At 43.7% G+C, this 20,571-nt stretch carries 21 protein-coding genes; 8 read left to right on the plus strand and 13 right to left on the minus strand.

The window, feature by feature from the left end; genetic code table 11:
* Positions 1 to 20 precede the first annotated feature (20 nt).
* Positions 21 to 824, plus strand: a complete 804-nt coding sequence (locus BK026_RS10600) for a polyphosphate kinase 2 family protein (protein ID WP_071815835.1) — start codon at positions 21 to 23, stop codon at positions 822 to 824.
* Positions 825 to 888: 64 nt separating this feature from the next.
* Here the strand turns inward: BK026_RS10600 and minE are convergent, their stop codons facing one another.
* The 8 genes from minE to BK026_RS10640 form a co-directional block, all read right to left on the minus strand.
* On the minus strand, positions 889 to 1,143 hold the full coding sequence (gene minE / locus BK026_RS10605; protein ID WP_071815836.1) for a cell division topological specificity factor MinE: 255 nt from the start codon (positions 1,141 to 1,143) through the stop codon (positions 889 to 891).
* Positions 1,143 to 1,952, minus strand: a complete 810-nt coding sequence (minD, locus tag BK026_RS10610) for a septum site-determining protein MinD (RefSeq protein WP_071815837.1) — start codon at positions 1,950 to 1,952, stop codon at positions 1,143 to 1,145. The genes minE and minD overlap by 1 nt, the downstream gene beginning before the upstream one ends.
* A gap of 30 nt (positions 1,953 to 1,982) precedes the next feature.
* A complete protein-coding gene (gene minC, locus BK026_RS10615) occupies positions 1,983 to 2,765 on the minus strand; it encodes a septum site-determining protein MinC (protein ID WP_039235299.1) in 783 nt (260 codons plus the stop codon).
* A 591-nt stretch (positions 2,766 to 3,356) separates the two neighbouring features.
* Positions 3,357 to 3,968 carry a PEP-CTERM sorting domain-containing protein gene (locus BK026_RS19810; protein ID WP_256253767.1) on the minus strand — a complete coding sequence of 204 codons (612 nt, stop codon included), beginning with the start codon at positions 3,966 to 3,968 and terminating at the stop codon, positions 3,357 to 3,359.
* Between the two features lie 174 nt (positions 3,969 to 4,142).
* Positions 4,143 to 4,949: a hypothetical protein gene (locus BK026_RS10625; RefSeq protein WP_071815838.1), complete on the minus strand. Its 807-nt coding sequence runs from the start codon at positions 4,947 to 4,949 to the stop codon at positions 4,143 to 4,145.
* A gap of 95 nt (positions 4,950 to 5,044) precedes the next feature.
* Complete coding sequence (locus BK026_RS10630) at positions 5,045 to 6,673, minus strand: exonuclease domain-containing protein (protein WP_071815839.1); 1,629 nt, start codon at positions 6,671 to 6,673, stop codon at positions 5,045 to 5,047.
* Between the two features lie 250 nt (positions 6,674 to 6,923).
* Positions 6,924 to 8,297 (minus strand): lyase family protein, encoded by a 1,374-nt coding sequence (locus tag BK026_RS10635; protein ID WP_071815840.1) that lies wholly within the window; start codon positions 8,295 to 8,297, stop codon positions 6,924 to 6,926.
* 151 nt (positions 8,298 to 8,448) lie between these two features.
* Positions 8,449 to 8,787: a hypothetical protein gene (locus tag BK026_RS10640; RefSeq protein ID WP_071815841.1), complete on the minus strand. Its 339-nt coding sequence runs from the start codon at positions 8,785 to 8,787 to the stop codon at positions 8,449 to 8,451.
* A 189-nt stretch (positions 8,788 to 8,976) separates the two neighbouring features.
* Here BK026_RS10640 and azu point away from each other — a divergent pair, with 189 nt between their 5' ends.
* Entirely contained in the window at positions 8,977 to 9,426 is a 450-nt protein-coding gene (gene azu / locus BK026_RS10645; RefSeq protein ID WP_071815842.1) for an azurin, read from the plus strand.
* 237 nt (positions 9,427 to 9,663) lie between these two features.
* Here azu and BK026_RS10650 read toward each other — a convergent pair whose 3' ends face one another.
* Positions 9,664 to 10,371 carry a DUF6776 family protein gene (locus tag BK026_RS10650; protein WP_071817600.1) on the minus strand — a complete coding sequence of 236 codons (708 nt, stop codon included), beginning with the start codon at positions 10,369 to 10,371 and terminating at the stop codon, positions 9,664 to 9,666.
* A gap of 106 nt (positions 10,372 to 10,477) precedes the next feature.
* On the opposite strand from BK026_RS10650, the gene BK026_RS10655 reads away from it, so the two are divergent.
* The 3 genes from BK026_RS10655 (at position 10,478) to BK026_RS10665 (ending at position 12,902) form a co-directional block, all read left to right on the plus strand.
* Positions 10,478 to 12,154: a chloride channel protein gene (locus BK026_RS10655; RefSeq protein ID WP_071815843.1), complete on the plus strand. Its 1,677-nt coding sequence runs from the start codon at positions 10,478 to 10,480 to the stop codon at positions 12,152 to 12,154.
* 1 nt (position 12,155) lies between these two features.
* Positions 12,156 to 12,584, plus strand: coding sequence for a CopD family protein (locus tag BK026_RS10660; RefSeq protein WP_071815844.1), 429 nt, complete (start codon positions 12,156 to 12,158; stop codon positions 12,582 to 12,584).
* Positions 12,585 to 12,713: 129 nt separating this feature from the next.
* A complete protein-coding gene (locus tag BK026_RS10665; RefSeq protein WP_071815845.1) occupies positions 12,714 to 12,902 on the plus strand; it encodes a hypothetical protein in 189 nt (62 codons plus the stop codon).
* Between the two features lie 32 nt (positions 12,903 to 12,934).
* Here BK026_RS10665 and BK026_RS10670 read toward each other — a convergent pair whose 3' ends face one another.
* On the minus strand, positions 12,935 to 13,609 hold the full coding sequence (locus tag BK026_RS10670; RefSeq protein ID WP_071817601.1) for a UPF0149 family protein: 675 nt from the start codon (positions 13,607 to 13,609) through the stop codon (positions 12,935 to 12,937).
* 183 nt (positions 13,610 to 13,792) lie between these two features.
* Here BK026_RS10670 and BK026_RS10675 point away from each other — a divergent pair, with 183 nt between their 5' ends.
* On the plus strand, positions 13,793 to 14,989 hold the full coding sequence (locus BK026_RS10675) for an Nramp family divalent metal transporter (protein WP_071815846.1): 1,197 nt from the start codon (positions 13,793 to 13,795) through the stop codon (positions 14,987 to 14,989).
* Positions 14,990 to 15,036: 47 nt separating this feature from the next.
* Here BK026_RS10675 and BK026_RS10680 read toward each other — a convergent pair whose 3' ends face one another.
* The 3 genes from BK026_RS10680 to typA form a co-directional block, all read right to left on the minus strand.
* On the minus strand, positions 15,037 to 16,185 hold the full coding sequence (locus BK026_RS10680) for a MalY/PatB family protein (RefSeq protein WP_071815847.1): 1,149 nt from the start codon (positions 16,183 to 16,185) through the stop codon (positions 15,037 to 15,039).
* Between the two features lie 125 nt (positions 16,186 to 16,310).
* Complete coding sequence (locus BK026_RS10685; RefSeq protein ID WP_256253772.1) at positions 16,311 to 16,736, minus strand: response regulator; 426 nt, start codon at positions 16,734 to 16,736, stop codon at positions 16,311 to 16,313.
* 97 nt (positions 16,737 to 16,833) lie between these two features.
* Positions 16,834 to 18,666: a translational GTPase TypA gene (typA, locus tag BK026_RS10690; RefSeq protein WP_071817603.1), complete on the minus strand. Its 1,833-nt coding sequence runs from the start codon at positions 18,664 to 18,666 to the stop codon at positions 16,834 to 16,836.
* Positions 18,667 to 19,000: 334 nt separating this feature from the next.
* Between typA and BK026_RS19665 the strand changes: the two genes are divergently transcribed.
* Together BK026_RS19665 and glnA are read left to right on the plus strand one after the other, a co-directional pair.
* Positions 19,001 to 19,153: a hypothetical protein gene (locus tag BK026_RS19665; RefSeq protein ID WP_177247903.1), complete on the plus strand. Its 153-nt coding sequence runs from the start codon at positions 19,001 to 19,003 to the stop codon at positions 19,151 to 19,153.
* On the plus strand, positions 19,122 to 20,531 hold the full coding sequence (gene glnA / locus BK026_RS10695; protein WP_071815848.1) for a glutamate--ammonia ligase: 1,410 nt from the start codon (positions 19,122 to 19,124) through the stop codon (positions 20,529 to 20,531). Before BK026_RS19665 ends, glnA begins: the two co-directional genes overlap by 32 nt.
* The last annotated feature ends 40 nt before the right edge of the window (positions 20,532 to 20,571 follow it).

Raw genomic sequence — 20,571 nt, forward strand, 5'->3', positions numbered from 1 at the left:
ACGAAAATAAAGAACAACATATGAACGACTGCCCAACACCGCCTCCTAAGCTGTTTGATGACTTCGGACAATCTCGAATTGCCGATAAGGAGACGTATAAAACGCTTTTAACAGACTGTCAGACACAGCTTTTTCGTATTCAGCAGTCTTATTATCACCAAAAAAAACGCGCTCTAATTATTTTCGAAGGGTGGGATGCCTCTGGAAAAGGCGGCGCAATACGTCGCGTTACAGAAAAGCTAGACCCTCGAGGTCTCAACGTATTGGCATTTGCTGCACCGACAAAAGGTGAGCGAGAAAAGCACTTTCTCTACAGATTTTGGAAACATATTCCCTCTCCAGGGCAGGTGGTAATATTTGACCGTTCTCATTACGGGCGGGTGCTAGTGGAACGCGTAGATAATCTAACGCTGAGAGAGAATTGGTTGCGAAGTTACACAGAGATTAATGAGTTTGAAAGGACATTAAGTGATAATGGTGTTCGTATCATAAAGCTGTTCATGCATATTTCGGCGAATGAACAACGCAAACGTTTCGAAGAGCGTCTTCACAACCCTTTCAAACGATGGAAGCTTACAGCAGAAGATTTGCATAACCGAAAAATGCGAAGCAACTATCTAATAGCAATCGACGACATGCTAGAGAAAACAAATACACCTTATGCCCCGTGGCACATTATCAACGGCGAATACAAATGGCAGGCTAGAATTGATGTATTAGACGCTATCATAGGGCGTCTGAGCGATGGCGTTTCCATCGCACCTGACGCGCTAGACGAAAAATTCATCACCTTCGCAACAAAGCAGCTCGATGATGATGAATGAATGCTGAAACGTACAGAGCGATGATGCCTTTACACGTCAGCTATTGCTGAAACAAACAATGTGCTCAGTTATCAGGTAACGTTACGTTTAACTCTAGTACACTACAGTCGTCATTATTATCTAACTGAACAGAGACTTGGTCGTCGGCAATAGTGACGTACTTTCTAATCACTTGGATGATTTCTTGCTGCATCATAGGCAAGTAGTCAGGCTCTGTTCGCTTTTTCCGTTCATGGGCCACAATAATCTGTAACCGCTCTTTGGCGACTGCCGCCGTGCTTGGTTTCTGCTTCTTTTTAAGCAAATCGAAAATGCCCATTATTTCCCTCCTAGCAGGCGCTTAAAGAACCCTTTTTTCTCTGCTTCAAGGAAACGGTGTGGAACAGTTTCGCCCAGCAGACGTTTTACTGCGTCTGCATAAGCTTGTCCTGCATTAGCTTCTTCGTCAAGAATTACCGGTTGGCCTTGGTTCGATGCTTTTAACACCGCCTCAGATTCCGGAATAACACCTAATAACGGAATAGCCAAGATTTCCTCAACGTCAGCGACACTTAACATTTCAGCACTTTCAACGCGCGTTGGGTTATAACGTGTAAGCAATAAATGCTCTTTTACCGTGTCTCCTCTTTCTGCACGCATCGACTTACTTTGCAAAATGCCCAAAATACGATCTGAATCACGTACAGACGACACTTCAGGGTTAGTCACCACAATGGCTTCATCCGCGAAATACAGCGCCATCTGAGCGCCTTGCTCGATCCCCGCTGGCGAATCGCAGATAATAAATTCAAAGTCCTTCTTGAGTTCGTCTAGTACTGCCTGCACACCATCTACGGTAAGGGCGTCTTTATCGCGGGTTTGCGATGCTGGAAGAATGAAAAGGTTTTCCGTTCTTTTATCTTTAATAAGTGCCTGTTTGAGAGACGCTTCTTTGTTGATAACGTTTACGAAATCGTAAACCACACGGCGTTCACACCCCATGATAAGGTCAAGGTTTCGCAAGCCCACATCAAAGTCGATGACTACTGTTTTATGACCTGCTAACGCAAGGCCCGTACTTATTGCTGCACTTGATGTAGTTTTGCCTACACCACCTTTTCCTGAGGTTACTACGATAATCTTTGCCATCTATTCTTTCCTATTTGTGCGTACAAAGCATTAAGCCAACGGCTCTATACGTAATGTTTCTTCTTCTAAATATACTTGTGCAGGTTTTTTCCAGCATTCACCTTTCACGGTTTCGTGCATAATGAATTGCCCTGCAATTGAAATAAGTTCCGCGTCTAGAGACTGGCAAAATACACGGGCTCCCGTATTGCCTTTTACGCCTGCCAACGCGCGGCCGCGCAATGTGCCGTAAACATGAATATTACCATCGGCAAGCAGCTCAGCGCCTTCACTTACAGAAGCCGTTACCACCAAGTCTCCGCCTTCGGCATAGACTTGCTGACCAGAACGTACCGGACGGTTAATTACTTTGGCAGGTTTGAGCGTGGTTGCGGCTGCAGGAGCCGGTTCACTTTTTGGCGGCGCAGAAACGGTTTGATCTTGTTGTGCGGTTTGAGAAGGGTTTTCGCCGCTTCCGTTATTGTTTTCACTACCATTCGCTTTGTGCGAACGAAGGGCGCTGTCTGTAAATTTGCTTTGGCTTACATCGGCTAACCCCAAATCATTGATGGTAGGCTTCAGCTCTGCCACCTCACCTTTCACGGCCATGGGCTGCAATTGCAGTCGACGACATAGCGCCACCAGCAGCTCGAACTCTGTAGCAGATAAAGGCTTTATTAAATGTAAAATCAGTGAGGAACGGGTAAAGAACTGTGGCGCGCTCGCGACCTTCTGAGATAACTGAGCTTCAAAATTATCTGGCTCAAAATCTATTACTTCTAACACAATACTGGTGAGCGTAGTGCCCTTCATGCGAAAGCAAGTTTCTGTCATTTTTTCTTCCCGAAAAGGCGTCACTTTCCTCATAGCAATTAGCCATGACAATAAGCAAAACCTATTAGCGCTAGTGTCTGTTGCTGTCTTACGCAGCTATACAATTTAATTATTGTGTCACTGTATCAAAAATCCCGTTCGCGTACAGCAACTGTATACCGGTTAAAACACGTTTTAGCCTGATAATGACCCTGGAATAAGCCAAGAGCGTGCCAATCGTTGAGCAGTTTTTGATCAAGGGTAAATTATGCGAGTTTTTAGTGCGTCCCGTTTGTATACAAACGCCTCTTTCACTACAAAAAAGTGCGATCGTAGATCGGGCTATTGAGTCAACTTGGAGCCGTTTTGTTAAAATAACAAAGCGGCCTTTTACTTTTAGAAAACTTTTTCTTTATTTTTCAATGCAAGCTTAGTTTAAGAAACGCAATTAAAAAGCTTAAAAATGTACGATTAGTTAAATATTTCAGTTAGTTACTGAGTGACTTGGAATTATAAAGGTGGGATTTACTATGATTTTCTTGTTTTAAATATCCAAAAAAGAAAAAAACACTGACCATTATGATCAGTGTTTTAAATATTCAGCGATGTTTATTAAGCTTGTTTCTTAAATTTACGTGAAGCTAGTCCCATTAAACCCAAAGCGAAAACTGCCAAGGTAGAAGGTTCAGGGACTTCATTCACTCTACTAACTCTAACAGCCAAAGTCTCATTACAAGAATTAGGGCAAGATAAAGGCGATTCCCAATCAGCTAAACTCCAAGCGCCTATAGCTCCTTGAGACCAATCAACCCAATAAGCCTCTTTACTAAACCAAGGTGTTGCTACAGCAACGTCATTAGTAGGAAGAATTCCCGAAAGAGCAGCAACTGTTGCGCCTGTAGCTTCATCTAGGTTATTACCAGTAAAATAGTCAACATTAGCACCAGAAAAAGCAAAATCGGCTGCTGTTAAACCTCCAATTTCATCGTATATTGCTTTAGTCATTATCATCCACCCGAACTGGCTTTGATACGATAAATCTATCTGATAATCACCAATGTTAGTATTGTTAGCACTCCAAGGTGAGATCCATGCAATGTCATATCCAGCTCTTTGAATATAAGCATTCTCATCTACTTCAGATAAAATTAATCCCGCATTAGCAAACCCACTGACAACCAATGCAAAGCTAGCCACTAAACCTTTTAAAAATTTATTTTTCATTTGATTTTTCCTTTTAATCCCTTTCCATTGAGGTTGCAAGGTATTTAATAAAGCTAAAAATAAATACTTTGAGAGTACTAAGCAGGCACTATGCCAGTTAGGTAACTTACAAAAAACAATAGGTTAGTGATTTTGTATGATTAAATAGATGTGCATTTGTAAAATAACCTGACACTAAAATCGGTTACTCACAAAGCTAGGTAGGTGTTCAGTTTTGTTGCGATACACCTCATCGATGCGTACTTTATCGAGACTAAATGACAGTAAATCTTCTGCCGTGTAACGCTTTCTGGTTAACCCAAGTCGCATAGCAGGTGTAGAGGGGTTAGGTTTGTTATTACCTGAAAAGTTTCGGCTAATGGTGCGCTCATTGGTCATGCAATAATTGAAATATACTCGCTTAATTTCAATTAGCTTAACCATCCATTCAGGGTTGTAACCAGCGTATGCATTCCAGCGTTTTGCATTGGTGGCACTGGTAACGGGACGCTCTAAAAGATTAATATGTCTGCGTAAGATTTGAAACCAATTATCGACACCATGCAGTGATGCATTGGCTAATAAACTTGCCACCAGTTTTGGGGTCATGCTCTTTACATCACCTAGTGGCAGCATCATTGCTAAACGCGATTTGCTATTAGGGTTGATTATCCATTCTGATTTAGCATTACCGACACGAACTCGGTTTGATAATTGCGCTTCCCAAAGGGCTTTTTTGATGCCTTCATTGGTGATTTCTGGGTTTTCTTTTTTAGCATCCGCTCGAACTTGTCTGAATCGTTTTGATGCGTCTTCATCTAGATACTGACCGCTGCCTGTTTTCTCTGCTGATATTTGAAAGGCATAAAGCTTATTGCGTGCTATCCAATCGTCAAAAACGGCTCTTAGGGCTAATTTGATACCCGAATCATTATCTGCGTATAAGTTAATTTGGTTGGCATATTTGAGTTTTTGTTTAAGTAAAGCAAAGTGCGCTAACACGCTATACGTTTGCTGTACCAGCAATCCTTTGGGTGGTAGTTGGAGTTCAACAGTGCGTTCATGCTCAGGTGCCTGAACATGAACATCATCATTGCTTAATACGTATTGCGCGTAGCGTCTGTAATAAGGGAACTTTTCCTGCTCTTTTTTTCTCGATGCTCTTTGTTTATTTCTTGATAATCACTGGTGAAGTCAAAATTCACATCAGAAACGAATACAAAACCTGAATGATTATCAACGGTTGAAGTGTTCACAATAGGCGTAGGTTTTGGCATGTTATGGTCGCCCCAGTTACTTAAATAGAACTGTCTATCTGAACTGAGACTAAGTGTTCTAGTCGCTACAGCATGGTCAATCATCTGTGAATGATAATGGTCAAAGGCTAACGCTTGCTCGTAGAAAAAGTTGATTTTGTCGTAGATAACCTTGGCACCGAGTTCATGCTTTTCCATCATGCGATTGAGGATGTCTTTATTCATTAATTCTTTAAAGATTTTAACGTTATCTGCATCTCTGTAATGACGGTTTGCTGGGTTTAACTTAACAGTTAACTTACTATTACATGCATGACAGGTAAGAAGTTGTGAACCTAGCTTTTCTTCCTTGATTATTTGAGTAACAGGCTTGCCGCCTTTTCTGGTTGGCTTTTTAACAACACGCTCAATAATGCGGTCAGGCTGCGCTTTTCCATCTAACTTGTAGAGTTCCGGGTGGGTGTAAATCCCCTTATCTCTATTTTTACACCGAGGCTTGAACTTTTTAATGCCTCGCCTATTCTCAGGGGATGTTGGAATATAGTAGGGCCGAAACGTCTTAGGTTGACCGGGTATAGCCTTATTCTGACACGTTGGCTCGACTGGCTCGTATATGGTTGAAAGGCGTTTTACTTCTAATTCAAAACAACGATTGTGAATCATGGTGGTACTATGACCACATAATTTGCAGGTGAGCAGGTGCTCGGATTTATCGTCACTCCATGTAAGCTTGTATTCGTTGCCTAAACCTCGCTTAAGCTCACCATTGGCTTTGTAAGTCGGGTTTTTAGCTACGACACCAAAATTCTTACATTCTGGATTTTTACAAAAGTTAAGTTGGGTATATAAACCCGTTTCTTTGTTTTTGAAAGCTCTTGGAATGGATATGGCTTTGGTTGGCGTATGTTTATTTTGTTGTGGTGTTGATTCTAGTGGTTCAACCGAATCATCAAGTAATTTGAAAAACAGCTCTGCACACAGTGAAGCATCAAGTAACGCACTGTGTTTGGTTCGACTAGAAATATCAATATTGTATCGTAAGCAAGCTGCATCTTGACTGATTTTTCTAACACCGAATTTGCTCTTGGCAAGCTCCATTGCGCAAGTCACTTCAGCACAAATATCAGAAACCGTTGAAGGGTAATTAACGCGGTTTAACTCAGCATTTAAAAAACGTAAGTCAAAAGCCGCATTGAAGATAACGAGATGCCTGTCTTTGATGAATTCAATGAATTGCTGGTGGATATCACTAAAGGTCGGTTTTCCCTCTAATTCTTCATCTAGGATTCCGTGAACTCGAAAAGCGCTCTTTACAGACTTTTTGCCTTCAGGATTAATTTTGAGGTTGAATACATGTCCTGTTGGAGTGGAATCTTCATATTCTACGCAGGCTAGGTCGATGATCCGATGGTTGCCCTTATGGGGATCTAAACCTGTCGTTTCCGTATCTAAAAAGACATATTTCGCCATACTTACCACTCCTATAGCCAATATTATAGGAGGTTTTGACGAATTTTAAATAACTCATTGAAAAAACTGACTAATCGTACATTATTTCAGTTCTTTGAACTGTAAAACCCAGCTTTCACTAGAAATTTATTCGTTATTTTTCAGTTCTATATAACGAAAAAGAGCTACTATTAAAAAATAGTAGCTCCAAGTTGACTCAATAGCCCGATCGTAGATCGCTCTTTTTATCATCTTCGTTTCACTACAGCGCTTAAGGTGTAGTAAGTTTTTTCGGGTCTAGCAGTGATTCTAGTTCGCCTCTTGGGATATCTGTCATCGCTTCAGCCACATCAATAACAGGCTTGTTTTCTTTGTAGGCTGTTTTTGCTATTTCTGCGGCTTTAGCATAGCCAATAACAGGGTTGAGCGCGGTAACGAGCACAGGGTTTCTGTAAAGCGCAGGTTCAATATTATCTTGATTTACCGTAAAGCCCTCAATTGCCTGCTCGCCGATGAGCGTTGCACTGTTAGTCATTAGCGACAGACTTGAAAGCAAATTGCTGGCAATCATCGGTAGCATTACATTTAACTCAAAATTCCCAGACTGCCCACCTATAGTAATCGCCGTATCGTTACCTATTACCTGTGCTGAAGCCATCGCCACCGCTTCTGGAATAACCGGGTTTACCTTGCCGGGCATAATTGATGAACCTGGCTGCAGTGCAGGCAGCGCAATCTCACCCAAGCCCGCCAAAGGCCCAGAATTCATCCAGCGCAAGTCATTAGCAATTTTCATAAGGGTGACAGCCAGACTTTTTGTCGCACCGGAAAGCGTCACTGCTGTGTCTTGAGAGCCAATCAATGCAAAAAAATTGTCAGCGGGCTTAAACGCGATATCGGTCAGTTCAACGAGTGTATCTGAAAATGTCGTAGCAAAATCCGCATGGGCGTTTACACCTGTACCCACCGCAGTGCCTCCTTGGGCAAGGGTTTGAATAGCTGGCTGCACAGCGCGCAGGGTTTTAACCTGCTGCTTAAGCTGAGAAGCCCAAGCCAGTAAGCTTTGATCCATGCCCACAGGCATCGCATCCATGAGATGAGTGCGTCCGGTTTTACAGTATTGCGCTACCGACTTTGCTTTAACTTCAATAGTACGAACTAAACGTTCAACGGCCGGTATAAGCTCGTTTGACAATGCAATAGCCGCGCTAACGTGAATGGTGGTAGGGATCACATCATTTGAACTTTGCCCGTAATTTACATGATCATTCGGATGAACCTCTTCGCTAGAATAACGAGAAGCTAAGCGAGCAATGACCTCGTTGGCATTCATGTTTGTGCTGGTACCTGAGCCAGTCTGGAATATATCAACGGGAAAATGCTGCATCACATCATCAAGTGCCAACAGGTCATCACAGGCTCGAACTATCCCTTGACCGCGATCGTTGTCCAGCACTTTGAGTTTCATGTTGGCTTGTGCCGCGGCTTTTTTTACAGTGATCAACGCGCGTATAAAGGCTTCGGGCATGCATTGCCCGCTAACAGGAAAGTTTTGAATGGCACGCTGAGTTTGCGCGCCGTAGAGTGCATTTTCGGGGACCTGAAGCTCGCCCATACTGTCGCGTTCTGTGCGTGTTGCTGTCATGACTCGTTTCCTTGTGTTGATATGACTAATTTTAAGCGTGGTTAACACGCTTAAATCGAAGCCCTATTAAGGCTGGTGGCATTAAAGCACTGCCCCTTAGACAGTGAATTATAAAAAATGGGTACTAGGGGCTGTTATTCTTTACTGAACATCAAAGGTCAACAGGCCCTCTCGTGTTCATGTCTATTTTTATTCTCGCAAGCGCAATTCGATCACTCTCGTTATGCGCGTAGCGTTCGGCTTTAAGCAACGGCTTGTATAAGTTATCTAAACAGGCACGCCGCCATTGCCGACCAACTAGCGGATCGCACAGGGTTTCATAAAGCACCTCAACCGCATTTTTATAGACCGAAAACTTGTCTCTATCGCTTCGTAATAAGTTGGCAACACAAGTCACGCCATCTAGATAATTTTTTAAAAACGCCATGTTCAACACATCGTCGTTGTATCCAATTCGAACGCGTTGAGCCGTATGTCGTATCGAAGACATGTGCATTCCTTATACATCTAAAAATAAAAAGCTCGATGAATACAGAAGAGCTCGTTCTACATAACAATCAAATATAAATGATAATCGTTAGCATTTATAATGATCCAGTGCTATTCTTTTTCGTAATCAAAATCGAGTCGTTTAATACCTCCCGTAGGTAAAGTTAATCAAAATTCAAAGGACATTTTTATGATTAAGAAGTTACTTGGTGGCACAGCCCTTTTCCTTTTGGCCTCTGGTGCATTTGCTAACGAATGCGAAGTGACTGTGGAATCAAACGATGCTATGCAGTTCAACACGTCGAATGTGGTTATTCCTGCGAGTTGTAGTGAGTTTACCGTGACTTTGAAGCACACAGGTCAATTGCCTAAACAAGCTATGGGCCATAACTGGGTAATGACAACAAAAGCCAACGGACAAGCAGTGGCAACAGATGGCATGAATGCGGGTTTAGACAATAATTACGTCAAGCCAGATGATGAGCGCGTAATTGGCGCAACTGACATTATTGGCGGCGGAGAACAAACCACTACGACTTTTTCTGTTGAGGGGTTGAGCAAAGACGAAGAATACATGTTCTTCTGCTCGTTCCCTGGTCACATCGGCATCATGAAAGGCACAGTTACGCTTTCGAGCTAAGGCGTTGTGAAAACTAGGCGTGCAATAACAAGGCGTGCGGATCTCGGCACGCCTTAAACATGGATAATAGTAGGTCGAGGGTGTAGTTGTAATAGATACGGCGTCTTACGCATTAAAAAGCGCGAAGTCGATGGTCCGGTATAACTACTTACCTTCTTTCACTAGCGCCCTATTAAGAAACGGGATTTTTCCTCATTTAACTAATAAACGGCTATTGATGCCGCGGTTCCACAACGTTTACTCTATTTCGACAGAAAGCGCTTCATTCCACGGCACGCTTACTTCATAGTTACCTTTGCGGGTTTTATATTGATAAACCGTGGTTGAAAAAGCAATGGACTCGACGTCTATGTTCTCGTCAATAGTGAGAGTTACGTTAACGGCTTGGAAAAAGCGGAAACGATACTTGATATCTTCGGCGAGCAAATTCGAATTTCCGGATTTAAGGGTAACAGGTTTACCGTTTTGCAGGCCTGCAACGATAACCTGTAGGTTACCGTTGATTACCGCTTTTTGTTGTTTAGACTGCAATAAAACTAATCTGAGTTGATAGGTGTTGTCACTCAGCTTAAATACCTCCACCCCTTCAATGGCGAAGCCGCCATTGGTTTTTTCAGGTGCCATAACCCTTTCATAGAAACTCAGCAGCTCCTGTTGTGCCTCAAGCTCTTTTTTCTGCTCGGTTACCTTATTCGTTATATCCTCTGTTTCAAGTTTAGCTAATTCCAGGGCAACCTCGAGCTGGTTAACTCTTGTGGTAAGCACATTATTGTCTTCAGATAGAATTGCTATCGTTTCCTGTTGAGCCTGTACTTTTTTGCTGTCACCTTTATCAATAAATCGCGCTAACTGGTAGCCGAATCCAACCATGGCGGTCATAATAACCGCCACAAGCAAGGTCCACTTGTAATTGCCTAATACTTCTTTTAACTGATCTGTCGTCATGATATCTACGTCAACAAAAAACACTGCGCGCTAAAGCGCTCTAAACATTATGTATTTTAGGTGTTTATGGTAAGCTTCTTTTTACGTTAATCTACTGTACCACAACATGCGCTTGCAGGCTTTAAGAGAGGAAGTAGCTCATCCACGCACATCCATTCAGTTGTGCATGCTGGGCATTGTAGGGGGAACCTGCGCGGCGCTCATCATTATACTGTTTAGGCTTTGCGTAGAGTGGCTACAAAAAACAGGCGTTACCTCACTTCAGTCACTTGTTACCTACGACTGGTTAGTTTGGCTTATCATGCCATTTGTCAGCGTAGGATTAATTCTATTTATCGCCTTTCTTACAGGCTTCAAACACTACCGTTTAGGCATTCCCTTTGTTATTCACAGAGTGAAGTACTATTACGGCCATATTCCCTTTAGAACCACCATTAACCAGTTTTTTGGAGGCATGTTAGCCCTAGCTGGAGGTTTCGTTGTCGGTCGAGAAGGCCCTTCAGTACATTTAGGCGCCTCAGGCAGTAGTTTTTTGGGACAATGGCTGCGTTTGCCGTACAACAGTATTCGAATACTCGCAGGCTGCGGCATTGCGGCAGGGATCTCGGCATCATTCAACACGCCGTTCGCCGCTGTAATTTTCGTGATGGAGGTGGTACTGAGAGAATACAAAATACATATTTTCGTTCCTGTCATGTTGGCTGCTGCCTGCGGCTCTGTGCTTACTCGCATTGTATTTGGAGAGGTAAACGAGCTTTCGTTTTTATCGTTCAATGCATTTAGTCAATGGATGTATTTCTACTTAGTAGTATTAGGTATTCTTTTAGGCATGTTGGCAGTTTTGTTCAATAGCCAGCTTATGCGCGTAATGACCTGGTTCAGGCCAGTTTCAATGGTGTGGCGTTTAATACTTGCTGCGCTTATTACCGGTACCATTGGCATGTTTATACCTGAAGCCCTTGGCGCCAACTTTATCGACGTTGAGCATTTGTTTGACAGCTCTCCTGGCGCGTTGTTGTTGGTCTCTACCTTGGTGTTTAAAGTAATTTTGGCGGTATTTGCAATTGGACTCGGTATTCCAGGAGGGATCATTGGCCCGGTAATGGTCATTGGGATGCTCGCTGGCGCCGTACTTTTATTGCCATTATCGTACTTTGTTGACGTTCCCGAATTTACAAACAGCTTCGCCCTCTTAGGCATAGCCGGTATGTTAACTGCTGTGTTGCATGCTCCTCTTGCGGCGCTTTCTGCGGTTATGGAGTTATCCTATAGCCCTCAAATTATTTTACCCGCCATGTTGGTCATCGTGCCAGCTTACGTTACTTCTACACAGTTTTTTGGTAACCGTTCTATTTTCATACGGCAGCTTGACTATCAGAACCTTCCTTATGCAATTTCATCTATTCGTGAAGCACTTGAAAAGACAGGTGTACTCGCGGCAATGAATACAGATTACAAGCTATTCCACGACGCCCCAGAGCAAGCTCTATTTAATTACCTAGAGAGTAATCCCACAACAATTGTGGTTCAGAAGTTAAAATTTGAAATAGATGTGCAGTATAAGCTGGTCCAATACAATGTGAGTTTGGAACACGATGCAACAGCGTTGAACTATTACGAAATGGAAGGTATTAGCGCACAGTCTACGCTGCACGAAGTATACGAACACCTTAAAAATTCGCGCTCTGGCGCAGTTTATATCTATGATCAGGAGCTTAACGATATCATTGGCGTAGTAACGTGGAATATATTACAAAGCTTCTTACAAAAGGCACACTATTAGTATGTACATATTATGGTTTAAAGCGCTTCACATTTTTTTCATGCTGGCATGGATGGCAGGGCTCTTTTACTTACCTCGATTATTCGTATATCACGCTTCTACAACATCTCAGGTTGTTAAAGATGAATTCAAAGTTATGGAACGACGGCTGTGGATGTTTGTAACGCCGTTTGCCTTATTTACCTTAGTATTCGGCGTGGCACTTATTGTTAGTTACGGCGGAACTTGGTTTAAAATGTCAGGGTGGTTGCATATTAAATTACTATTGCTACTTGCTATATATGGCTATCACTTCTATTTGTTAAAACTGTTAAAGCAGTTTGCTAGAGATGAAAACAGGCATTCGCCAAAATTTTATCGGTTTCTCAATGAGGCGCCCGTCATTATTATTCTTGCAATAGTATGCCTGGCTGTTGTGAAACCGCTATAAACCTTTTGAAGTTGCGCGTATGCCAGTAAGCTACTGATACGCCAGCTTCATTCAAAGTGCTTATAGCGCTATGCGTAGTAAAGGCATATTGCGCGAGATTACAACGACGTTTCATTGGAAAGTTATTACATGGATGATAGTAATAAACATTTGAAAAGCCTGCTTAAACAAACCGACCTCGCATTCAAAGCGCTTATACGAGAGCCTGAATCTAGCATTCTAAATGAACGTTACGAGCGAGCAAAACACGAGCTTGACCTTTATACTGCATCGTTGAAACACTCGCTAAACCAGCGCCGTCAGCAACGTCAACGCTAAGTTATTGGCTTAACGCTCTCTTCTTTCACGAACTACTGACGGGGTTGTGTGAAGGTCTCAAACTGGTTTGGTAATGCCTCAGCCAACTCACCAGCTAGTGCAGTGTAATCATTAAGTAATGACAGTAGTTGATTAATAAGTAGTGCTAAATTGCTTTCGAGCTGTTCAGCCTGCTCTTCACTTCTATACTTCAGCGCCAAATCAACATTTGCCAACGTTGTAAAAAGTTTAAGGCAACGTGACAAACGCGCTTCAGGCGACTCTTTGTCAGAACGCTCGTTTCGCTGTTGCTCAAGTTTCTGCCAAGCCTCGTGCCAAATGGGCTCAAGCTGCTTGTGTACTTGCAAAAGGCCGTTTAGCCAGTGTACTAATTCATGTGACGGTCTGATATTACCGTGACTTTCGTCTGGCTCTAATAGCGATAAGGGCAAAGGTGGCAATTGTTTGCGCATGGCATCCAAATGTGCACGAAGCCCGTTCATGAGTGCGTCGGCAAGTTCATCTACATCGTCTTTTAAAAGAGTATTGTCCTTGGGCTGAACCAACCAAGGCATCCATTGTTCAGGCATAGGGATTTCAGGCGCAGCGGCAACAGCAAAAATCATCCCGTCAACATGATAAACGTTCGGCAGAACACCTTTCAACGCAGATGAAGATAACACCTCTTTTATTGAATCTATCGGAAATGTATTTTTCACCTTACTCATTCCTAATTTAATTTGCGTTCTATTTAACGAAACGGTAGTCTGCGCGCCCTCTTTGCTGCTCATCAGCATTGGGCTCGCGACAATAGGTTTAAAACCAATCTGTTACTGTATTGGTTTAGCGGTACTGTTGCGTGCTCGCCTACCTATTGTCATGATAGCAAAACTTAACTAAGAGTCGTTGCAATGGCAAAAGATAAATCAGGATACATCATCGCGGCCGCGTTTATTGGCCCAGGAACAGTAACTACAGCAAGCTTAGCAGGAGCAAACTTTGGCTTTCACCTCGTATGGGCACTGCTTTTCTCCATTTTCGCAACCATCGTATTACAAGATATGGCGGCGCGTCTTGGGGTAGCAAGCGGTAAGGGCTTAGCGAGTGCGATGAAAGATATGGCCTATACCCCATGGCTCAAGAATATGTTTGTGGTGCTTATTGTGTGTGCTATAGGCATAGGTAACGCTGCTTATGAATCAGGTAATTTAACCGGTGCAGCCATTGGATTAGACGCCTTCATAGACATCGGCATAGGTCCATGGGCAAGTATTCTAGGTACTATTGCCATCATTTTGCTATGGTCAGGAAGCTACCGGTGGATAGAAACAGTACTGGTGTATTTAGTCTTTATTATGGCTGGTGTATTTCTTATCACGCTGTTGGTAGCCAAACCTAATCTTGCTGCCATGTTTAGTCAGTTAATCTCACCGCGACTGGACGCAGATGCCATTACAACGGTATTAGCACTAATTGGAACCACCATAGTGCCATACAACTTGTTTCTTCACGCTAGCCTGGTTGCAAAATCATCGCAAGGCCAAGATAAACAAGTAGCGGTCATCGCGTGTCGAAATCAATCTGCAAAAGCTATTAGCATGGGTGGGCTTATCACCCTTATTGTTATGGCCACGGCAATGATGGCATTTTTTAACCAAGCCGCTACCATGGATGCCTCAAATATGGGCGAACAACTTAGACCCGCTTTAGGTGATAAAGCACAATGGTTTTTTGCGTTGGGGCTGTTTTCTGCAGGCTTAACCAGTGCTATCACTGCACCGCTAGCTGCCGCTTACGCGGTAACCGGTGCGCTAGGTCTATCTGATAATATGCAAAGCAAAGGCTTCAAAGCAGTATGGTTTATAATCATCGTAGTAGGTGTCTGCGTTGCGGCACTTGGCTTTAAGCCCCTACCCGCCATTTTGTTTGCTCAAGCTACAAACGCGCTTTTACTGCCCATTATTGCCATTTTTCTACTGGTCGTTATGAATAAGAGTTCTGCACTGGGAGAATTTAGAAATACATGGAAAAGTAACTTAGCCGGCTTTGTTGTGGTGGGCACGGTGATTGGTTTGGGTTTGTATAAACTAATAGGCGTTTTTAGCTAACAGCCGTAAGCTAGGGGGCAGATTCATGACTCTACCCCCTATTCTATTTAGCTGGCGAGGCGCTGTAGGATCTCTTGAAGCATCGCTTTACTGCAGCCAAAGTTAATTCTGAAATGATCCGCCTTGTGAAAGTCGACGCCAGGCGAAGGACCTACGCCTTTCTCTTCGGCCCACTCTTGAACGTTCTCTACACCGAGTCCGCTGGCGTCTACCCACGCAAGAAATGTCGCATCAGCTTTAAGCATTTTAAGCCCATCAATGCTATTAATCGTGTTAAACACCATATCCCTATTTTCTCGCAAATAATCGATTTGCTGCTGGTGCCAGTCGTCACATCGCGTGAATGCCGCTTCTGTTGCCGCTAAACCCAACACTGTCACCCAAGGTACTATGCCCGCTGCGGCGTTGGTAAATGCCTGACGCAGTTGACGGTTGGGGATAATGGCAAAAGACGTGCCCAAACCCGCTATGTTAAATGTTTTGCTTGCTGCCATCAGCGTAACGCTATTTTCAGCAAGGTTTTTCTCACGACCCGCTGGAATGTGCTGCTTGCCGTCTTCTAGAATAAGGTCGCAATGAATTTCATCAGAACAAAGCTTAACGTTGTTGGCGTTACAAATTTCAGCAATGCGATCCAGTTCAGCTTGCGTAAGAACCGACCCTACCGGGTTCATTGGGTTACAAAGTATAAACAGCTTGCATTTTGGGTCCGCTGCTTCTTTTTCCAATGCATCGAAGTCAAGGGTATATCGCTCGTTGTCATTTCTATCTGACGCTTTAACGGTACCAATATCAACACGCTCTAAACCATTGAGTCTAGGTGCAGCAAGTAATGGAGGGTAATTCGGCGTTTGTATTAGCACCTTATCGCCCGGCTCACAATATGCTTTACATGCAACGTTAAAAGCAGGAACCACCCCAGGTGTCCATACCAGCCACTCTGGTTTAATTTCCCATTGATGTTTCACTTTCAGCCATCGTATAACAGCGTCAATAGCACCTTGATGATGCGCTGGCAAAACATACCCCATATTGCCGTGCTCTGCGTAGCTGGAAATAGCCTCCAGAATTGGCTGGGCACAACGAAATTCAGTATCGGCAACCCATGCCGGAATAATGTCTTTACCTTTGTATTTTTGCCACTTGAAAGAAAACGTATCGTCTCTTGAGGGTGTTTTATCAAATAACGCGCTCACATTGCATCCTGTTTGCTTTTGACTATGTGGGTACAGTGTAGAAGTTTAACGTAGTAGAAACTAGCTTCGTTTCATGTTTGGCTATATCGAAATGCGCTTTGTTAGGGCTAGGAGTTATTACTCGATTACGGTGCGGCAACCTTTTGTGATTTTTGAATTAGCTCATTCATATTCAACGGCTTTGCGAGAAAACCCGCAACTTGAAGCTTCTTAGCCTCTACGACAACGTCCTTGCTGGGGTCCGCTGTTATGAGTAAGAAAGGGATCTGTAGATTAGCAGACCGACATGCTTTGAGTAGACTTAAACCGTCATAGTCTGACATGACCTGGTCGCTGATAATAAGATTGAGGGAATCAGGTGTTTGTTGGAGAAGGAAATCCCTTGCAAACTTACTCCTACTAAAAGGGTAAACCGTAGCGCCCAACTGCGTTTCAAGGGCATCAGTTATTAAGTCTAGCGTTATCTGATCATCTTCGATTACCGCAACAGAAAGCACTACAGTATCCTCATCACTCTTACTACTAAATAAGGTTAGATGGAAACGTAGCACATAACCACTAACCTTTGGTCGATATTTTATCGTTATTCACATTAATACCGATAAAAAAATACCCGCGCGTGGCGGGTATTTTATAAGCAAAGCCTTTTTACGACTTAGGCGCACGTGACGCACGCTTACGCTCGTTTTCTGTAAGAAGCTTCTTACGAATACGGATAGACTCCGGTGTTACTTCTACTAGTTCATCGTCATCGATAAACTCAAGCGCTTGCTCAAGTGACATCTTGATTGGTGGAACTAGAGTTTGCGCTTCGTCTGTACCAGAGGCACGAACGTTCGTAAGCTGCTTACCTTTAAGCGCGTTAACAGTAAGGTCGTTGTCACGGCTGTGAATACCAATAACCATACCTTCGTATACTTCAACACCATGACCGATAAATAGACGACCACGCTCTTGAAGGTTAAACAGCGCGTTAGTCAGTGCTTTACCGTTTGCATTGGCGATAAGTACACCGTTCTTACGCTTACCAATAATACCGCCTTTAAATGGACCGTAGTGATCAAACGTATGGTATAGCAAGCCAGAACCTGATGTCATTGTCATAAAGTCTGTTTGGAAACCAATTAGACCACGGCTTGGAATGATAAAGTCAATACGTACGCGACCTTTGCCATCAGGAGACATATCGGTCATCTCTGCTTTACGAAGACCAAGCTGTTCCATAATTGAGCCTTGGTGCTGTTCTTCGCAGTCAACCGTTAGCGTTTCGTATGGTTCTTGTGTTTCGCCATCCACTTCTTTCAAAATTACTTCTGGACGAGAAACAGCAAGCTCGTAACCTTCACGACGCATGTTCTCGATAAGAATACCTAGGTGAAGTTCACCACGGCCCGATACACGGAACTTATCAGGATCTTGTGTTTCTTCAACGCGAAGTGCCACATTGTGAACTAGCTCGTCATTAAGACGCTCTAAAATATTACGCGACGTTACGTACTTACCTTCTTTGCCCGCAAATGGAGACGTGTTTACCTGGAACGTCATGGTTACTGTAGGTTCGTCAACCGTAAGTGGAGGAAGCGCTTCTACTGTGTTCACGTCGCAGATAGTGTCAGAGATCTTAAGTTCGCCAAGACCTGTAATTGCAATGATGTCGCCCGCGTGAGCTGATTCAACTTCGTGACGAGCAAGACCAAGGTAACCGTATACTAGACCAACCTTACCGTTTCGCTTCTGCCCATCAGCTGTTACAACCGTAACTTGCTGGTTAGGCTTTACAGAGCCACGCTTAACGCGACCTACGCCGATTACACCCACGTATGAGTTGTAGTCAAGCTGAGAGATCTGCATTTGGAACGCGCCGTCGATATCTGCATCAGGCGGAGAAACCTGGTCAACGATAGTTTGGAACAATGCCGTCATATCGTCTTCTTTAGTATCTGCATCGAGTGATGCCCAACCGTTAAGTGCAGACGCATAAACAACTTGGAAATCTAGCTGTTCGTCAGTTGCACCCAGATTGTCGAATAGGTCGAAAACTTGGTCCATTACCCAATCAGGACGCGCACCAGGTTTATCGATTTTGTTGATAACAACAATTGGCTTAAGACCTTGAGCAAATGCCTTTTGCGTAACAAAACGAGTTTGGGGCATCGGGCCTTCTTGCGCATCTACAAGTAGAAGTACAGAGTCAGCCATCGACATTACACGCTCTACTTCACCACCGAAGTCAGCGTGTCCTGGAGTATCTACGATGTTAATACGGTAGTCGTTCCAGTTAATCGCTGTATTCTTAGCTAGGATGGTAATGCCACGTTCTTTCTCGATGTCGTTCGAGTCCATTACGCGCTCTTCTTGCTCGCCTCGAGATTCAAGGGTGCCAGACTGCTGTAACAGTTTGTCTACCAGGGTGGTTTTACCGTGGTCAACGTGGGCGATGATTGCGATGTTACGCAATTTATTAATATCAGTGGTATTCATGCTTATATAGAGCCTGTGTAAATCAACGTCTACTTCCATTCAGTGGAAAGGAGTATGCGTTAGATTTGTTGCAAAAAAATGCAGATAGAAAAATTTGCGCGGATTGTACAGAAAAACCACGACGTTTGCGCATCTTTTTTTTGATAGAAATGTGTTTTATTAGATTTCAGGTACTTGTCCACCAAACAATCATCTGGTTGCACTGAATTATTCAGAACAGGTAGCGGTACGTTGCAAAGTAATCTAGGCTGAACGTCGTACCATTAAGTGCAAACACCATATTGGTGCATCAATGCACCAACCCGGTGCAATTTAATTCAAACGGAAGTGATATATGCCCGTCTATGCCGCAGAATCAGGCGCACATATAGATGGCATGATAATCGCTTTCACTTTTGCCACTGTTGGGGTGAAGCTGATCACTCCGCATTTTTACATTAAACCTGGAGGACACGATGTCAGTAGAAAAGGCATTAGAGCTGATTAAAGAAAGTGAAGCGAAGTTTGTAGATTTACGTTTTACCGATACAAAAGGTAAGGAACAACACGTATCTATTCCTGCGAGCGTTGTTGATGAAGAGTTTTTCGAAGAAGGTAAAATGTTCGATGGTTCTTCAATCGCTGGCTGGAAAGGCATCAACGAATCAGACATGGTGCTTCTTCCAGACGCAACAAGCTGTGTTGTAGACCCTTTCGCTGAAGAAACACAAGTAAATATTCGTTGTGACATCGTTGAACCTTCTACAATGGAAGGTTACGAGCGTGACCCGCGCTCAGTTGCTCGCCGCGCAGAAGAATACTTAAAATCAACTGGCATCGGTGACACATGTTTCTTTGGCCCAGAGCCAGAGTTTTTCCTATTCGACGACGTACGCTTCCACACTGACATGGCGGGTTCTTTCTACAAGATCGATTCTTCTGAAGCAAAGTGGAACTCTGGCGAAGAGTTCGAAGGCGGCAACATGGCACACCGCCCTGGCGTTAAAGGCGGTTACTTCCCAGTACCACCAGTGGACTCTGCTCACGATATCCGTGCTGCAATGTGCCTGGTTATGGAAGAGATGGGCCTTGTTATCGAAGCGCACCACCACGAAGTAGCAACGGCTGGCCAAAACGAAATTGCTTGCCAATTCAACACGCTAGTTAAGAAAGCGGACGAAATCCAAGTTTACAAGTATGTTGTTCACAACGTTGCACACGCATACGGCCAAACGGCTACCTTTATGCCTAAGCCTCTTGTTGGCGATAACGGTTCTGGTATGCACTGCCACCAGTCTATCTCTAAAGATGGCGTGAACATTTTCGCGGGTGACAAGTACGCAGGCCTTTCTGAAGAAGCACTTTACTACATTGGTGGTATCATCAAACACGCGCGTGCAATCAACGCGTTTGCTAACGCTTCAACTAACTCATACAAGCGTCTGGTTCCTGGATTCGAAGCACCGGTAATGCTTGCATACTCTGCACGTAACCGTTCTGCGTCTATTCGTATTCCTCACGTAACTAGCGATAAAGCGCGTCGTATCGAAGTACGCTTCCCTGACCCAACAGCTAACCCATACCTAGCATTCACTGCTATGCTTATGGCGGGTATTGACGGTATTAAGAACAAGATCCACCCTGGCGATGCGATGGATAAGGACTTGTATGACCTACCAGCAGAAGAAGCAGCAGAAATCCCAACTGTTGCAAGCTCGCTAGAAATGGCGCTTGAAGCCCTTGATAATGACCGTGACTTCCTTAAAGCAGGTGGCGTTATGACTGACGACATGATTGATGCATACATCGACCTTAAGTCTGAAGAAGTTACTAAACTTAACATGACAACTCACCCGGTTGAGTTCGACATGTACTACAGCGTATAGCAAAGATTAGAACAATTAATAAAAAAGCTCGCTTTGCGGG

The sequence above is a fragment of the Alteromonas sp. V450 genome (assembly GCF_001885075.1).
In the GTDB taxonomy this organism is placed as follows: Bacteria; Pseudomonadota; Gammaproteobacteria; order Enterobacterales; family Alteromonadaceae; genus Alteromonas.

What these genes read in the sequence shown, in the direction of transcription:
- BK026_RS10635 (WP_071815840.1), bottom strand. Translation starts at nt 8,297, where the DNA reads ATGACAGCAACACGCACAGAACGCGACAGTATGGGCGAGCTTCAGGTC.
- BK026_RS19665 (WP_177247903.1), top strand. Translation starts at nt 19,001, where the DNA reads ATGCCCGTCTATGCCGCAGAATCAGGCGCACATATAGATGGCATGATA.
- typA (WP_071817603.1), bottom strand. Translation starts at nt 18,666, where the DNA reads ATGAATACCACTGATATTAATAAATTGCGTAACATCGCAATCATCGCC.
- glnA (WP_071815848.1), top strand. Translation starts at nt 19,122, where the DNA reads ATGTCAGTAGAAAAGGCATTAGAGCTGATTAAAGAAAGTGAAGCGAAG.
- BK026_RS10675 (WP_071815846.1), top strand. Translation starts at nt 13,793, where the DNA reads ATGGCAAAAGATAAATCAGGATACATCATCGCGGCCGCGTTTATTGGC.
- BK026_RS19810 (WP_256253767.1), bottom strand. Translation starts at nt 3,968, where the DNA reads ATGAAAAATAAATTTTTAAAAGGTTTAGTGGCTAGCTTTGCATTGGTT.
- BK026_RS10670 (WP_071817601.1), bottom strand. Translation starts at nt 13,609, where the DNA reads ATGAGTAAGGTGAAAAATACATTTCCGATAGATTCAATAAAAGAGGTG.
- azu (WP_071815842.1), top strand. Translation starts at nt 8,977, where the DNA reads ATGATTAAGAAGTTACTTGGTGGCACAGCCCTTTTCCTTTTGGCCTCT.
- BK026_RS10665 (WP_071815845.1), top strand. Translation starts at nt 12,714, where the DNA reads ATGGATGATAGTAATAAACATTTGAAAAGCCTGCTTAAACAAACCGAC.
- BK026_RS10600 (WP_071815835.1), top strand. Translation starts at nt 21, where the DNA reads ATGAACGACTGCCCAACACCGCCTCCTAAGCTGTTTGATGACTTCGGA.
- minE (WP_071815836.1), bottom strand. Translation starts at nt 1,143, where the DNA reads ATGGGCATTTTCGATTTGCTTAAAAAGAAGCAGAAACCAAGCACGGCG.
- BK026_RS10660 (WP_071815844.1), top strand. Translation starts at nt 12,156, where the DNA reads ATGTACATATTATGGTTTAAAGCGCTTCACATTTTTTTCATGCTGGCA.
- BK026_RS10650 (WP_071817600.1), bottom strand. Translation starts at nt 10,371, where the DNA reads ATGACGACAGATCAGTTAAAAGAAGTATTAGGCAATTACAAGTGGACC.
- BK026_RS10630 (WP_071815839.1), bottom strand. Translation starts at nt 6,673, where the DNA reads ATGGCGAAATATGTCTTTTTAGATACGGAAACGACAGGTTTAGATCCC.
- minC (WP_039235299.1), bottom strand. Translation starts at nt 2,765, where the DNA reads ATGACAGAAACTTGCTTTCGCATGAAGGGCACTACGCTCACCAGTATT.
- BK026_RS10655 (WP_071815843.1), top strand. Translation starts at nt 10,478, where the DNA reads ATGCGCTTGCAGGCTTTAAGAGAGGAAGTAGCTCATCCACGCACATCC.
- BK026_RS10640 (WP_071815841.1), bottom strand. Translation starts at nt 8,787, where the DNA reads ATGTCTTCGATACGACATACGGCTCAACGCGTTCGAATTGGATACAAC.
- minD (WP_071815837.1), bottom strand. Translation starts at nt 1,952, where the DNA reads ATGGCAAAGATTATCGTAGTAACCTCAGGAAAAGGTGGTGTAGGCAAA.